The organism is Konateibacter massiliensis, assembly GCF_900184995.1.
GTDB classification, from domain to species: domain Bacteria; phylum Bacillota; class Clostridia; order Lachnospirales; family Lachnospiraceae; genus Lachnotalea; species Lachnotalea massiliensis.
Genome location: NZ_LT860098.1, coordinates 464364 through 479886, shown reverse-complemented (window position 1 = coordinate 479886; position 15523 = coordinate 464364). Strand labels below are relative to the sequence as shown.

At 40.5% G+C, this 15523-nt stretch carries 10 protein-coding genes; all 10 read left to right on the top strand.

Annotated elements, in window-relative coordinates; all coding sequences use genetic code 11:
* Positions 1-141: 141 nt before the first annotated feature.
* The 10 genes from CTY48_RS03470 (at position 142) to CTY48_RS03425 (ending at position 15517) form a co-directional block, all read left to right on the top strand.
* Positions 142-2565: a glycoside hydrolase family 3 C-terminal domain-containing protein gene (locus CTY48_RS03470; RefSeq protein ID WP_099467123.1), complete on the top strand. Its 2424-nt coding sequence runs from the start codon at positions 142-144 to the stop codon at positions 2563-2565.
* A complete protein-coding gene (locus CTY48_RS03465) occupies positions 2565-3065 on the top strand; it encodes a GtrA domain-containing protein (protein ID WP_099467122.1) in 501 nt (166 codons plus the stop codon). Before CTY48_RS03470 ends, CTY48_RS03465 begins: the two co-directional genes overlap by 1 nt.
* Positions 3066-3206: 141 nt before the next feature.
* Positions 3207-3920 (top strand): LytR/AlgR family response regulator transcription factor, encoded by a 714-nt coding sequence (locus CTY48_RS03460; RefSeq protein ID WP_099467121.1) that lies wholly within the window; start codon positions 3207-3209, stop codon positions 3918-3920.
* Positions 3921-5243 (top strand): ATP-binding protein, encoded by a 1323-nt coding sequence (locus tag CTY48_RS03455; RefSeq protein WP_099467120.1) that lies wholly within the window; start codon positions 3921-3923, stop codon positions 5241-5243.
* A gap of 153 nt (positions 5244-5396) precedes the next feature.
* Positions 5397-8540, top strand: coding sequence for a glycoside hydrolase family 3 N-terminal domain-containing protein (locus CTY48_RS03450; RefSeq protein ID WP_099467119.1), 3144 nt, complete (start codon positions 5397-5399; stop codon positions 8538-8540).
* A 19-nt stretch (positions 8541-8559) separates the two neighbouring features.
* Positions 8560-9267: a LytR/AlgR family response regulator transcription factor gene (locus tag CTY48_RS03445; RefSeq protein WP_099467118.1), complete on the top strand. Its 708-nt coding sequence runs from the start codon at positions 8560-8562 to the stop codon at positions 9265-9267.
* 219 nt (positions 9268-9486) lie between these two features.
* Complete coding sequence (locus CTY48_RS03440) at positions 9487-10956, top strand: prolyl oligopeptidase family serine peptidase (protein WP_099467117.1); 1470 nt, start codon at positions 9487-9489, stop codon at positions 10954-10956.
* 209 nt (positions 10957-11165) lie between these two features.
* Complete coding sequence (locus CTY48_RS03435) at positions 11166-11873, top strand: LytR/AlgR family response regulator transcription factor (RefSeq protein ID WP_099467116.1); 708 nt, start codon at positions 11166-11168, stop codon at positions 11871-11873.
* Positions 11873-13186 (top strand): ATP-binding protein, encoded by a 1314-nt coding sequence (locus CTY48_RS03430; protein ID WP_099467115.1) that lies wholly within the window; start codon positions 11873-11875, stop codon positions 13184-13186. Before CTY48_RS03435 ends, CTY48_RS03430 begins: the two co-directional genes overlap by 1 nt.
* 585 nt (positions 13187-13771) lie before the next feature.
* The gene (locus CTY48_RS03425; RefSeq protein ID WP_099467114.1) at positions 13772-15517 is read left to right on the top strand and encodes a methyl-accepting chemotaxis protein; all 1746 of its coding nucleotides are present in this window, start codon (positions 13772-13774) and stop codon (positions 15515-15517) included.
* Positions 15518-15523 lie beyond the last annotated feature (6 nt).

Here is a 15523-nt window from a genome sequence, read left to right as displayed (position 1 = left end):
GATATATCAGTGAGATGAACCGTTTATGCCAGATTATTTACTGTTTATGCCACTTATATATTTTTTCACCCATTTTGATGTATGATTTAAGTAGGAAAAAAGATAGTTCAAATGTAAATCTTGAAAGGAAAATAAAATAGAATGAAACACACTGATTTAATTGAGAAAATGACCTTAGAAGAAAAAGCTGCATTCCTCAGTGGAAAAGGAGAATGGGAAACCAGAGAATTTAAGAGGCATAACCTGCCATCCATATTCTGCTCCGATGGACCTCACGGGCTTCGTAAACAGGCAGGAGCAGGAGATCATCTTGGATTAAATGAATCATTGCCGGCAACATGCTTTCCTACAGCAGCGACAGTTGCAAATAGCTGGGATGAGAGTCTTGGCCAGGAGATTGGTGATGCACTTGGAGAAGAAGCAGAAGCACTGGATGTAGATATTTTATTAGGACCGGGTCTGAATATAAAGAGAAGTCCGCTTTGCGGCAGAAATTTTGAATATTTTTCAGAGGATCCATATCTGGCAGGAAAAATGGCTGCATCATATGTAAAAGGAATTCAAAGTCACAATGTTTATGCATGCCCGAAGCATTTTGCTGTAAACAGCCAGGAATTACGTCGTATGGCAATGAATTCTGTTCTGGATGAGAGAACGTTAAGAGAGATTTATCTTACCGGTTTTGAAATTGCAGTAAAAGAAGGTGGCGCTAAGGCCATTATGTCCAGCTACAATGAAGTAAACGGTGAATATGCCAATGAGAATAAACATTTATTAACAGAGATACTCCGTGAAGAATGGGGCTTCGATGGTATGGTAGTGACAGACTGGGGCGGCTCCAACAATCATGTAAAGGGTGTGGCTGCGGGTTCTAACTTAGAAATGCCTGCACCGGGACTGGATTCTGCGAGAGAAATCGTAGCAGCAGTTAACGATGGAACACTATCTATGGAAGAGCTGGACTTTGTAGTAGATGGTCTGCTGGATGCTGTATTAACACTTGGAAAACGCGGAGAAAAGAAAGATTTTGATAAGGAAGCACATCATAAGCTGGCACGAAAAGCAGCGGCGGAAAGCGCAGTTCTTTTGAAAAATGAGAAGAGTATTCTTCCGTTAAAGTCAGGCGTAAAGGTTGCTTTAATCGGCGATTTTGCAGTGGAGCCAAGATATCAGGGGGCAGGATCTTCGGTAGTAAATCCAACGCAGGTAGAGACTTTAGAGAAAATTATTAATCATTATGACGTTCAAGTGGTCGGTACATCCCGTGGCTACCATAGAATGGGAGAAGCAAATGATGCAATGAAAAAAGAGGCGATGGATATCGCAGCATTAGCGGATGTTGTTCTTTTCTGCTTTGGATTAGATGAAATCAGCGAATCAGAAGGTTTAGATCGTAATCATATGAGAATTCCACAGAACCAGATTGATCTGCTTCAGAGCATGGCGCAGTTAAATACTCCGGTTGTGGGAATCATCAGTGCAGGATCTTCCATTGAGATGCCATGGCAGAATAGCTGTCAGGCAATTCTGCATGGTTATCTTACCGGTCAGGCAGGAGCCAGTGCTATGATGGATATTTTAATGGGAAAAGTAAACCCATCGGGACGTCTGAATGAGACATATCCAATCCGCTACGAAGATACACCGGCATTTCGCCATTTTCCAAGTACGGAAAGAAATGCAGAATTTAGAGAGAGTATCTATGTTGGATATCGTTATTATGACAGCAGTAAGGTTCGTGTTCAATATCCGTTTGGCTTCGGATTATCCTATACGGAATTTACCTATTCTGATTTATCTGTAGATGTGGAGGGAGCCTCCGTTACCATCGCAAATACAGGAAACTGTGATGGAGCTGAAGTAGTTCAGATGTATATTGGTCTTGACAATGCAATTGTATTTCGACCTGCAAAAGAATTAAAAGGATTTAAAAAAGTGTTTTTAAAAGCAGGAGAACAGCAGACGATTCGTATTCCGTTTGATGATAAGACCTTCCGTTACTGGAATGTAAAAACAAATAAATGGGAAATCGAAATGGGAACCTATCAAGTAATGATCGGTGCAAGTGTTAGTGATATTCGCTTAGAAGCCGATATTACAGTAGAGGGAACAACAAATGAATACCCATATAATCCTGCGCTTCTTCCATATTATTATACGGGAATCATTCAGCAGATTTCAGATAAAGAATTTGAAGAGCTGCTAGGTCATCCGATTCCATCCGGTAAATGGTCCGGAGAGCTTGGTGAAAATGACGCCATCTGTCAGATGTATTATGCAAAGAGCAAATTGGCACGATTTATATATAACCGATTAACGGCAATGAAGATAAAAAGTGAAGAAAAAGGTAAACCGGATCTTAATATTTTATTTATCTACAACATGCCTTTCAGAGCTTTAGCGAAGATGACAGCGGGAATGATCAGCATGGAAATGGTGGAAGGAATGCTAGTGGTAGTGAATGGTCATTTCTTCAAAGGACTAGGAAAGATAATTGGTGGCTTCTTCCGTAACAGAAGAAAGAATAAGGCATATGAGAAAAAATTAGCAGGAGGAAATAATTAATGAACGCTATCAAAAAATGGATCAAAGCACATCCGGATCTATGGGAATTTATTTTATTTAATATTTTATCTAACTGTGCGACAGTAACGAACTTTGTTGTAATGTGGCTATGTACAGGATTTATTTTTAAAAGCTTAAAAGAAATACCGTTTCACTTTTTTATCTTTGACTATACATCCGAAGGAAGCTTGATGCTTTGCGGATTTTTAAGCTTCTTAATTGCAACAGCAGCAGCACAGACCGTAAACTTTTTCGTACAGAAGAACTGGGTATTTAAATCTAATGCAGCATTTGCATCCGCAGTACCAAAATACATACTGCTTGCGGTTGTGCTTGTAATTGTATCGGCAGCATTACCGGCATACAGCCAGCAGTTGTTTATTCAGATGGGTATACCGACAGGACTTGCACCGACGCTTGCTAATGTACTAAATATTTTTGTACAGGTGGTATTAAGCTATCCTACCATGAAATTCTGGATTATGCCAAAACAGAAATAAAAGACAGACAATACCATTTGGATAAATGGTATTGTTTTTTGCATACTAGGATTAGGGTGTCAAAAGTTTGTATGAATGAAGGTGCGCACGTATTTTTTTAGGAATTATGTTTGAGTTATGAAAAGGTAAGGGAGGGTAAAAATGGTTCGAGTTGCAATTGTTGAAGATAATCAAAAGGCAGCGGATGTTTTAAAGAAATATTTTGAAAAATTGCAAGAAGAAATTATGGAAGAATATCAGATACAGGTGTTTCCGAATGCCGCAAGTTTTCTGGCACAGTATCATGGCAATCAGGAATTGATTATGATGGACATCGAAATGCCAGGAATTAATGGAATGGAAGCGGCAGCAAAACTGCGAAAAATAGATCGGGAAGTTATACTGGTATTTGTGACAAATATGGCGCAGTATGCGGTGAAAGGATACGAAGTCGATGCATTAGATTTTATAGTGAAACCGGTTCGTTATACAGACTTTTTATTTAAAATGAAAAGGGTTATGTATGCACTGCAAATGAAGAGACAACCCCAAATTACGATTGCGGTTCCCGGTGGAATGAGACGAGTGGATTCTGCAAGATTGCTTTATGTAGAGGTATCAGGACATAGTGTACATTATCATTTGATGGATGAAGTAATCACAGTTAGGGGAACATTGTCGAAAGTGGAAGAACAGCTTGCGGAGTGTCATTTTTTTAAGTGTAACAACTGTTATCTTGTAAATCCAAGACATATCGTAGAGGTTCAGGGATATGTTGTGAAAGTTGGAAATGAGGAATTACAAATTAGCCATCCCAGAAAGAAAGCATTTATGCAGGCTCTCAATGAGTGGATTGCAAGCGGAGGTCAATCCTAGATGAATGAGTATTGGATTTATTATTTTACATATGTAGGATATGTGTTGGAATTGTTTGCAGCAGAGCTATTATTTGCATGGAAATTCAAAAGAAAGAGTGGGTGCTCAAAAAGAATTGTCGGCGCATTCTTAGTTCTTAGTTGTATTACGGTTGCAATTTGTAATGTGCTAGTACAGATTTCTCCAAAAACGCTTGGCACACACATGTTAGAGGAGATTATTGTATATCTGTTACTTTTGTCTATGACAATGGGTGCACTTTATATTTGCTTTAATGCCAGTTGGCAACAAATACTTCTCTGTGCAGTAACCGGCTATGCCGTTCAACATTTGGAATCGCAGATTAGCCTGATACTATGGTATGCAGCAGATGAGCAACAACAGTGGGTATATTGGCTTGGCAGCAAACTTGTACTTGTGGGGAGTTATTGGATTATATATACTTTCATCGCAAAGAGAGCAAACGAAGTTGAGTCTTTAAGGATTGGTAATCGTAATGTTTTATTCTTGTCTGTAATTACAATTTTGATGGTGCTTGTACTTAGCTGTGGCAGAGACTATTTTCAAAATGAGAGTTTTGCATTATGTATGATTACTCGGTTGTTCTCCATTATGTGCTGCATATTTTTGTTGGTAATCAGGGGAGGCTTCCTTGAACAAAGCCAGTTGGAATATGAAGTAGAAACAATTCGACAATTGAATTATAAGCAACGCACACAATACGAACAGAATGAGCAGAATATCAAATTGATTAATATAAAATGTCATGATTTAAAAAAGCGACTGGAGCAATATGAGGATAGAATAATTGGCATAACACCGGAAGAGATAGAAGAGATGAAACAGGTGATTTCTATCTACGATACGTCGGTAAAAACAGGAAATGATATTCTAGATACTATTCTTACAGAACGAAGCCTAATCTGCGAGAAAAAAGGCATATGTTTCTCTTGCATTGCAGATGGTGGGAGCCTTGATTTCCTTTCTACAGGGGATCTTTATGCGCTGTTTGCGAATGCTGTAGACAATGCAATGGAGGCAGTGTCTCAATTAGAGGATGCAAATGATCGGATTATTAGTTTATCTGTAAGAAAGCGACTGGGACTTGTTGCCATATCCATAGATAATTATTACCGAAAGGGTAAACTGGAATTTGAGGATGGTTTGCCTAAGACCACAAAACACAATGAAATTTATCATGGATATGGAATGAAATCGATTCAAATGATTGTGCAGAAATATGAGGGAGAGATGACAATTCGTGCAGATGAAATGTTTCATTTGGCTATTCTACTTCCAATTCCACAAATGGGCAAAGGCTGAGAATAACAAAAAATGCAAAGAATAGGACAAAAAAATATAAGGTTAGGACACTTCTGTTGAGAAGGTGTCCTTTTTTTGTTATGCTGAGACACGAAAAGGCTGGGAGAGACCTAGAAGTATGCATTTTATGGATACAAAATAAAGGAGGAAAAGATGAAAAAGGAAAAGAAACAAAAATTGCGAATGAATGGAAGAAAGTATCGTTGTATTACAATTCCACTTATGGTGCTGGTATTATTGGTCAATGTACTGATCGGAGCGGGAACCAATATGATGAAATCGACGTTAAATACCTATCTGGGAGCAGGAGAAACAATTACGGTTAATCCCGATGGGACAGAAGAGTGGGATACCGATTACTATGAGCAGCTATATGCCAATAGTACAGATTCTACGGCAGCAGCCTATGAGGTGGCGGCATCGGTTATGGAAGAAGGCTCTGTTCTTCTGAAGAATAATGGGATACTTCCGCTTGAAAAAGGAAGTACAATTACGCCATTTGGACGTGGATATCTGGATCCAATCTATGGTCAGCTCACAAGCGGCGGATCTGCAAAATGGGTGGTGGATCCTATTACACCAGAAGAGGCATTGGCTACAGAATATAATATTAATAATGCTGCAGTGGAACTGATGAATGCAGCAAAAGATCCGGAACCACTTATGGAAGCAGAAGGAACTTCTGCGGCGGGTGTTGCAGGAAGCATGTTGGGAGGAAACAGCTATATTTATGAATACGCTCCTTCTGTTTATGAAGGGTTGGATGATGTATCTGGAACCACTGGCATTGTAATGATCAGCCGTACAGGACAGGAAGGCAGTGATAAGAAATATGATGCCTACGAAGATGGCACGCCTCATTATCTTGCTCTTACAGAAAATGAGAAGGCGGCTATTCGCACGGCAAAGGAAAGTTGCGGAAGTGTTATCGTTGTTTTAGTGTCTTCTGCAGTGTTGGAATTATCAGAACTCATGTCTGGGGATTTAGAAGCAGACGCAATCCTTTGGCTTGGTCATCCTGGTGAGCAAGGATTTGGTGTGCTGGCAGGCCTTTTAGATGGTGATATCAATCCATCTGGAAGAACAGTGGATATCTATCCAAGTGATCTGACTGCCGACCCAAGCTATCAGAATATTGGATCTTTCGAATATGATAATGTAACTCTGAACTCTTCAAGTCTCACAGATGGTGGAGAAATTCCAGGTTATTACACGGAATATCAGGAAGATATGTATATCGGATATCGTTATTATGAAACTGCCGATTTTATGGACGAGAATTTTATATATGGTGAGCTTGATGGCAATGGAGCGTTCTCTTCGGAAGGTGCAGTGTGTTATCCATTTGGTTATGGATTGAGCTATACCACATTTTCACAGGAAATTGTTTCTTATGAAGATTCTGATGAGAACATTGTCGTAGGGGTTCAGGTGACAAATACTGGAGATACTTATACTGGTAAATGCGTAGTTCAATTATATTACAACGCACCATACACTCAGTTTGACATCGACAATCAAATTGAGAAACCGGTGGCTAACCTGATTGCATTTGATAAAACAGATGAGCTGGCTCCTGGTGAAACGCAAACAATGACACTATCTTTTACAAAGGAGGATATGGCGTCCTACTGTTATACACACGATAATGGAAACGGCACATTGGGCTGCTACGTGTTGGAAGAAGGAGACTATGAAATCAGTCTGCGCAATAATAGCCACGATGTGATAGATACCAAGATTACAAATCTTCCTGAAACCTTCTGGTACGATGGAAGTGATGAGGCTCATATTCGCCAAACGGACAAGGATGCACAATCCGAATTAGACGAAGAAGGAAATCCAGTGGAAGTTACAGGGGAAGGAAGTTATGTGGCTGCTACAAATGAATTCCAGACATCAAGCAACTATATGAACTCAGAAACACAGATTTTGACTCGTGCAAATTGGACAGGAACGTTCCCGCAGACAATAGCAAATCGTACCAAAACATTGGGAGAAGATTATGTTGCACTTGTGGGTGATTATTTGAACTTTGATATAGAAACAGATAAAGCATTTGGAAATGTAGAAGGAAGTGCAGTGTATGCAGAAGAACAGCCTGTATCCGGACAAGAAAATGGATTGACACTTTCTTCCATGAGAGGTCGGGATTATGCTGACCCATTATGGGAGGATTATCTGGATCAAATTGACTGGAATGCAGATAAAGATCAGATTATCTTGAATTTTGCAGGTGCAGCATATACATTAGGTCAGATTGAATCATTAGGAATTAAGTCTACCATTCAGGAGGATGGAGCGAATGGTTTGAAGGTTCAGGGAAGTGACAACGGATACGATATGTCGAAGTCTTCTTCGTTCCCGTTTGCACCAGTGATTGCAGCGACATGGAATACAGAGTTGTTATATCAGGTTGGTGCTGCTTTTGGTCAGGAGGCGCTTACGAATGGAATTACAGGCTGGTATTGCCCGGCAATCAATTTACATCGGTCACAGTTCTCAGGACGTGTTTTCGAATATTATTCAGAAGATCCTATTCTTTCAGGAAAACTTGCAGCTGCATGTGTTTCTGGGGCCGGTGATCAGGGAATGGTATGCTACATCAAACATTTTGCTTTAAATGACACCGAAACAAATCGTTCTGCTTTATGTTCCACTTGGGCTACAGAGCAGGCTATGCGTGAGTTATACTTGAAAACTTTTGAAGTAGCGATTAAGGAAGCACGTATGACGATTAAATACACTGCTGACGAAGATGGAAACACAGCAACAAAAGTAATTCGTGCAGCAACCGGTGTTATGCCTGCCCAAAATGGAGTGGGAGAAACACTTGGAACAGTAAATGCAAATCTGATTCAAAATGTACTTCGTGGAGAATGGGGATTTGAAGGAATGCTCATCTCCGATTACTGGGTATGGGGAGATAACAGCTTAAGAGATCTGGCTGTAAGAACAGGATGTGATACATACCTTTGTATGTATATGCCAATGCTTTGGTCATTAAATGATTATGATAGTGCTACAGCAAGGACTGCAATGAGAACAGCAATTCATAATGTTTCTTATGCACTTGCCAATTCTAACGCAACACAGAATGCGGCGCCAGGAACTACTTACTATACAACAATGGCAACCTGGCAGAAGCTTGTTATTGCACTTCAGGTTGTAATCTATCTATTGACTGCTTTATATGTATGGAGATTGATTCGAAGAATCAAAGATGAAAAGAATTATCCGGAAAAATATAAACCAAGAAAACGAAATCACAAAGAGATAATAGGTTTAGAAGAATAATAGAAGCGGGAGGTGAGGAATGATTCGTATAGCCATTGTAGACGATGACCCTGCAAGTATTGAGCAGTTAAAAAGTTATATTATGCAGTATCAGCGGGAACGAGGCGAGGAAATGAGCATCACAGCTTTTTCTGATGGAGATGAGCTTGTAGAAAACTATAAGGCTGAATATGACATGATTCTCCTCGATGTAGAGATGAGATTTATGGATGGAATGACAGCCGCCTCCATTATACGTAAAAGTGACCCGGAGGTAGTTATTATTTTTATTACAAATATGGCGCAATATGCCATAAAGGGATATAAGGTAAATGCCACAGACTATGTACTGAAGCCGGTTTCCTATTTCTCCTTTTCCCAAAGCTTGGACAGAGCCATAGGCAGAATCAACAAGAGAGTCAAAAATTTTATAACGATAGGGATAAAAGGCGGAACGGTAAAACTTTATGTAGCGGATATCTGCTATATTGATAGTCAGGGACACAGGCTTATTTTTCATACACGCACCGGGGAATTTGTTACCTTGGCGACGGTGAAGGAAATTGAAGAAAAGCTTAAGGACTTCAATTTTTTCCGGTGTAACAAAGGAAGCCTTTTGAATTTGGCATTCGTGGACGGTATTCAGGACGGCTGCGTCATTGTAAACGGAGAGCGTCTGGTAATCAGTCGTGCCAGAAAGAGGGAGTTTATGGAGGAACTGACAAATTATTTGGGAGGAGCGATGTAATGGGGCAGATAACTCTTGCGGCCTCAATTAATTGGACTTGACTATGCTGACCCCATGTGGGATACTTTATTTAGAAGGGTTAAGTATTGAAGATATGTCAAAAAGTAAGGTATCAGTTAATTAAATATTTTATTTTATATAGCTGTCACATTAATGGTTGAGGAACCATAAATGTGACAGTGTTTTTAAAGTATAATAATTAATAAAGGAGAAGGGGACATGAGGAAGATATTTTTTGTATTGGTGCTTGCCATGACGGCAACGCTTGCGGGGTGCGGCGGAAAAAATAGCGAGACAGAAACAACCTATATTGTATCGAATGTAAAATATACTACTGTAACAGAAGGTTTTGACTGGGGGCCGGCCATCACAAAAGTAGTGCTTGATATGGGGGAGACGATGGATACCTCTGTATCGACGACCGATACGTTTTCGGTGTCTGCCGTGCGTGAATACTATGCTGCAAATATGGAGACGATGGCAACAGAGGAAGAACTGACAAAAGAGACAACAAAGCGTGTTGTAACGGCGGTGTATGCTTCAGATGCAGAGGGGAATGAAGCAAAAGACGGTACTTATCTCACGCTTGAGATGAAGGTCGGTCCTGATTTGCCAGAAAGTTCTCCTTTTTATTACAACATGCTGACGAGCCATAATGTGTATGTTGATACAAGCTATGTAATAGAGGTGGCAAAAACTGACGAACTAAAAACCAAGACAGGAAGACCGGTTGAGATGATGCCGACCGATAAGAGCGGTGCTGTAGGCAACAAGAATCTGATTGCGGAGGAATTTGACTTAACAGGCTCCTATACAAAAGATGATATCACGCTAAAATATGCGTCCTTTATACCGCAAACAGCCGTGAGTGAAGAGGGAAGTAATCCGCTGATTATTTGGCTTCATGGTGCGGGAGAAGGAGGCGAGAATCCGTTGATTTCCATTTACGGAAATAAGGTAGTAAATCTGGCGACAGAAAAAATCCAGTCTTGCTTTGGCGAAACAGGAGCCTATGTATTGGTACCCCAGTGTGCGACTATGTGGATGGACTATGATGGTACGGCAACCTATAATAATATGGTTGCAAACAGCGGAGGAAAATCCTATTATACAGAAGCTTTAATGGGATTGATTGAAGAATATGTGGCAGGACACCCTGAAATTGATAAAAACCGGATTTACATCGGAGGCTGCTCTAACGGCGGTTATATGACTGTAAACATGATTATCAATTATCCGGAGTATTTTGCAGCAGCATATCCGACCTGTGAGGCATACTCGGCAGAATGGCTCACAACGGAAAAGATTGAGGCAATCAAGGATATACCAATCTGGTTTACACATGCAAAGACCGACGGAACGGTTCCGATTTATGCAGGAGAGATGGATTATACAACAATGGCCTACACTCTTTCGCTGGATGGGCAAGGTGAGCCGATTGCGCTTGATAGCTTTACAAACGCAATATATAAACAGCTCACAGAAGCAGGGGCAGCAGATGTGCATTATACCTTATGGGATAATGTTGTGGATACATCAGGACAGTATTTTAAGACGGATTCTGCCTCAGAGCCATATGAATACATGGGACACTGGTCATGGATTTATACACTGAATAATGAGTGTACTGAAAATATTGACGGAAAAGAGCTTACTATTTTTGAATGGTTGGCAAACCAGAGTAAGTAGAAGTTGAAAATAGAATAAGGAAGGTGGAGCTGACACTGTTTTGCCAGCTCCTTTCTTGTGCCTTGCACATTCTTTGTTCTTTGAGGTAGGAAAAGTTTTGATTTTATTATATAATGTAACTTATCAAAGAAAACCAAGTCAAAGTTTTCAAGTGTTTTCAGAAGTATTTTTTGTTTCTGAAAAGGATGGTAGATGCAAGGAGGTAAAAAATGATTCGTATAGCCATTGTAGATGACGACCCTGTAAGCATTGAGCAGCTAAAAAATTATATTATGCAGTATCAGCGGGAACGGGGCGAGGAAATGAGCATCACAGCTTTTTCCGACGGAGATGAGCTTGTAGAAAATTATAAGGCGGAATATGACATGATTCTCCTCGATGTAGAGATGAGATTTATGGACGGAATGACGGCAGCCTCCATTATACGTGAAAGTGATCCGGAGGTAATTATTATTTTTATTACAAATATGGCGCAATATGCCATAAAGGGATATAAGGTAAATGCTACAGACTATGTACTGAAGCCGGTTTCCTATTTCTCCTTTTCCCAAAGCTTGGACAGAGCCATAGGCAGAATCAACAAGAGAGTCAAAAATTTTATAGCCGTAGGAATAAAAGGCGGAACGGTAAAGCTTTATATAGCTGATATCTGCTATATTGAAAGCCAGGGACACAGGCTTATTTTTCATACGCGCACCGAGGAATTTGTTACCTTTGCAACGATGAAGGAAATAGAGGAAAAGCTCAAGGATTTCAACTTTTTCCGGTGTAACAAAGGGAGCCTTTTGAATTTGGCATTTGTGGACGGCGTTCAGGACGGCTGTGTGATTGTAAACGGAGAGCGTCTGGTAATCAGCCGTGCCAGAAAGAAGGAGTTTATGGAGGAACTGACAAATTATTTGGGAGGAGCAATGTAATGGAGCAGATAACTCTTACGGAAATTCCGAGATTGTATACCGGAATCGCAGAATGGGCGGCATGTTCGATTTATATTTCCCTTCTGAGAAAAAAATATCAGGGTATTTCTCTGGGAATTATTATGGTGGCGGCACTGTTTATCCAATGCTCTATTCAAGAGTTTGTAGGAAGTTTTCCGAAATCCTTCTGGCTCTTTGGTATGTTTCTTGCGATTGGTATGATGCTTTTTTATTTTTATATTTGCTGTGAGCTGACATGGGTGAATGCGGGGTATTACTGTATCCGGGCATTTATTTTAGCAGAGTTTGCGGCATCCTTGGAATGGCAGCTTTATTATTACACGGTGCAAAGCTCTGGAACCACAGATGTTTGGCTTAACATACTTATGTTAGTCGGTGTTTATGCGCTCGTGTTTTCTGGTATTTATATGATAGAGCGAAAGCATATGCATCTTTTGAAGGAGTGGACTACGGCAAAAGAGCTGATTTTTGTTATCGCTGTAGGGGCGACAGTATTTTTTGTGAGCAATTTAAGTTTTGTCTATGCGAATACACCTTTTAGCAGCCAGATTACAAAGGAGATATTCAATATCAGAACCTTAGTAGATTTGAGTGGATTGACTATTTTATATGCCTATCACATTTTGCGAAAAGAGATGCAGGCAAAATATGATTTGGACGCTATGCGGAATATTCTGCAAAGCCAGTATACCCTGTATCGAAAGTCCAGTGAGAGCATCGATATCGTAAACCGCAAATACCACGACCTAAAGCATCAGATTGCGGTGCTCAGAGCCGAGGAGGATTCGGAAAAGCGAATGGCATTTCTGGATGAGATGGAGAGTGAAATTAAGGTTTATGAGGCACAGAATAAAACGGGTAACTCTGTTGTGGACACCATTTTAACAGGAAAGAGCATCACCTGCCAAAACCACAATATCGAACTGACCTGCGTTGTGGACGGCAAGCTTTTGAACTTTATGCATGTCATGGATATCTGTACCATACTTGGAAATGCGTTGGACAATGCGATTGAATGTGAAATACAGATTGAGGAGCAGGAAAAAAGACTGATTCACGTTGAAGTGCTTTCCAAAAAGGATTTCATTGTACTTCGCTTTGAGAATTATTTTGAGGGAAATCTGGAATTTGAGGATAGTCTGCCCACCACGACAAAGGCGAATAAACAGTATCATGGTTATGGAATAAAGAGCATTAAATACACAGCAAAAAAATATAATGGCTGGGTGACGATAAATAAGCGCGGAAACTGGTTTGAACTGAATGTTGTGATACCGGCGCCGGAGGAGTAAGCACTTGCATTTTTTCTCTTGCGGTCTCTCTTGTCGAGAAAGGCAAGCGACGCAATAATCCAATCTATAGTCAGTGCACATAAAAAATAATCTTCACCTAATTGATGTGTTATGCTACAATTTATATGTTGTCACTACCCAATCCGACAACGGAAGGGGGGTGCCAGTTTGGAATTACTAATCTCGTTTTTAGTTTCCGTCGTAGCAGGTGTGGCTTGCCACTGCATCTGCAAATGGCTAGACGGTAACAACAGTGACAATTAGCCTAAAGAACCCCCGCGAACTGCCATTCGCGGGGGTTCATTTTGTGCCAATCTGGCACTAATCTCGTTTCTTGCCTAGATATAGTATAGCATATACCCTAGGCATTTACAAGTATAGCCCCTAGAAAGAATCTTATTCAACGAATAACTCCCCAAATTTCCCTATCACTTTATTTTCTGATTTTCTATCGAATCCCTATCTTTTACTATCCCAACTTCCTATGCAGTTTGTGCTTTAAAACTAACAGTTTATGCCAAGAGAATGTCAAGGAAAGTTTATGTGATATGATAAGCTTATTGATAAAATTTAGGGAGGAATCTTATGTATAAATCAATAAGACATCGTATTTTATTTATTTTAATTGTTCTAACGGGGTTATTCATTATAAACACAGCTTTGAGCGGAGTTACCAATTCTCAGGTTCAGCTGTCCACGGACTTGATTTCCGATTCTTTTCTCAGTCTGGAATACAATCAGGTGCAGCTGGCAAAGGATATGAACGAAATCAATCTGTCGGTTAAATCCTATCTTCTGGGTGACAATGAAGCTGATGCAGAGGAAACGGCAAAAGTGCTTCAGGAGACAATAGCACAAAGTGAGAATGTCGTAAATGACATCGCGGTCATCAGTGATACATTCGCAGAAAAGTCCATGAGTACAGTGCTGGCGGATGCCTACGTGCCATACGAGACAACGATGAAGGAATATCTAAATCAGGCAGCAGTCATTGCGGATTATGTTGCAGCAAAGGACAAGAACTCTGCCAAAACTGCTTATGCAGAGCTGGAAACACTTTTGACAAGCATGACGGCTGCGGAGTCAGAGTTCCAGAATGTTTTGGATACAAGTATCGCACATGAGACCAGTCTGGTACATTCCAGGGTGACACGGGCAACCGTTATTGTATGGGGCATGGCAGTATTGTTTGTGGTATCTGTTGCGGCGGCATTTTTCATCTGCATGAGGACGATTATTACACCGCTTAAAAAGGTGAACACCGATTTAAGCCATATCATTCAAATGCTTGAGAGAGAGGAAGGAGATTTGACCATCCGTATTAACAGCACCTATCAGGATGAGATTGGAGAGATGGTAAAGGGCATCAACCGCTTCTTGGAGACTTTGCAGCAGGCAATGATTTCGATTAAGTCCGGCTCCGGGGCGATTCACCTTTCTACAGAAACGATGAACAATCACATATTGGAGTGTAAGGATTCGACCTCAAGTATTTCCGGTGCCTTAAATGAGATGTCTGCAAGCATGGAGGAGATAAGCGGAACACTGCAAAACATTGACAACGGAGCCCAGACCGTTCTTTCGGCGTCGAATACCATTGAAGAATCCGCAAAGCATAATTCAGCTCAGGTTGCGGGTATTGTGGAGAGAGCTGAAGGTATCAGCACCCAGTCTAATCAGAGTAAGCAGCAGACGGAGACGATTTTACAGCAGATTGGTGAGAAGATAGCAGCATCGATTGAGAAAAGTCGTTCTGTTGAAAAAATAGATGAATTGACAAATACAATTTTGGGAATATCCTCTCAGACTAACCTGTTGGCATTAAATGCTTCCATTGAGGCGGCGCGCGCAGGTAATGCAGGACGCGGTTTTGCTATTGTGGCGGAGGAAATCCGAAAACTGGCAGAAAATACGAAGGATATCGCAAGCAACATTCAGGAAACAAATACTCTTGTGTTGGACTCTGTGGAGGAACTGGTTGAAAACTCCAATGAGATTATCTCATATATTACGGAAAAAATTTTAGGCGACTATGACGAATTTGTAAACATTGCAAGTACCTATAAAGAGGATGCAGTTGCTATCAATGAAATGCTTACCGGTTTTGGGCAAAGCTCCAAGGAACTTAGAAAGATTGCGGCGCATATGGCAGACGGAATAAAGGGCATTTCAATAGCGGTGGAGGAGAGTGTCAACGTAGTGATTCAGTCCAATGAGGACACAAATACGCTGTTTCATTCCATCACAACTATAAGCGATGAAGCTGCGCATAATCTGGAGACGGTAAATGCATTAAATACTGAGGTAAACAGGTTTAAAAAGGTAGAATAATCAAAA

Excerpts from the sequence above, each read along its gene's own strand:
- CTY48_RS03470 (WP_099467123.1), top strand. The coding sequence starts at position 142 with ATGAAACACACTGATTTAATTGAGAAAATGACCTTAGAAGAAAAAGCT.
- CTY48_RS03465 (WP_099467122.1), top strand. The coding sequence starts at position 2,565 with ATGAACGCTATCAAAAAATGGATCAAAGCACATCCGGATCTATGGGAA.
- CTY48_RS03460 (WP_099467121.1), top strand. The coding sequence starts at position 3,207 with ATGGTTCGAGTTGCAATTGTTGAAGATAATCAAAAGGCAGCGGATGTT.
- CTY48_RS03455 (WP_099467120.1), top strand. The coding sequence starts at position 3,921 with ATGAATGAGTATTGGATTTATTATTTTACATATGTAGGATATGTGTTG.
- CTY48_RS03450 (WP_099467119.1), top strand. The coding sequence starts at position 5,397 with ATGAAAAAGGAAAAGAAACAAAAATTGCGAATGAATGGAAGAAAGTAT.
- CTY48_RS03445 (WP_099467118.1), top strand. The coding sequence starts at position 8,560 with ATGATTCGTATAGCCATTGTAGACGATGACCCTGCAAGTATTGAGCAG.
- CTY48_RS03440 (WP_099467117.1), top strand. The coding sequence starts at position 9,487 with ATGAGGAAGATATTTTTTGTATTGGTGCTTGCCATGACGGCAACGCTT.
- CTY48_RS03435 (WP_099467116.1), top strand. The coding sequence starts at position 11,166 with ATGATTCGTATAGCCATTGTAGATGACGACCCTGTAAGCATTGAGCAG.
- CTY48_RS03430 (WP_099467115.1), top strand. The coding sequence starts at position 11,873 with ATGGAGCAGATAACTCTTACGGAAATTCCGAGATTGTATACCGGAATC.
- CTY48_RS03425 (WP_099467114.1), top strand. The coding sequence starts at position 13,772 with ATGTATAAATCAATAAGACATCGTATTTTATTTATTTTAATTGTTCTA.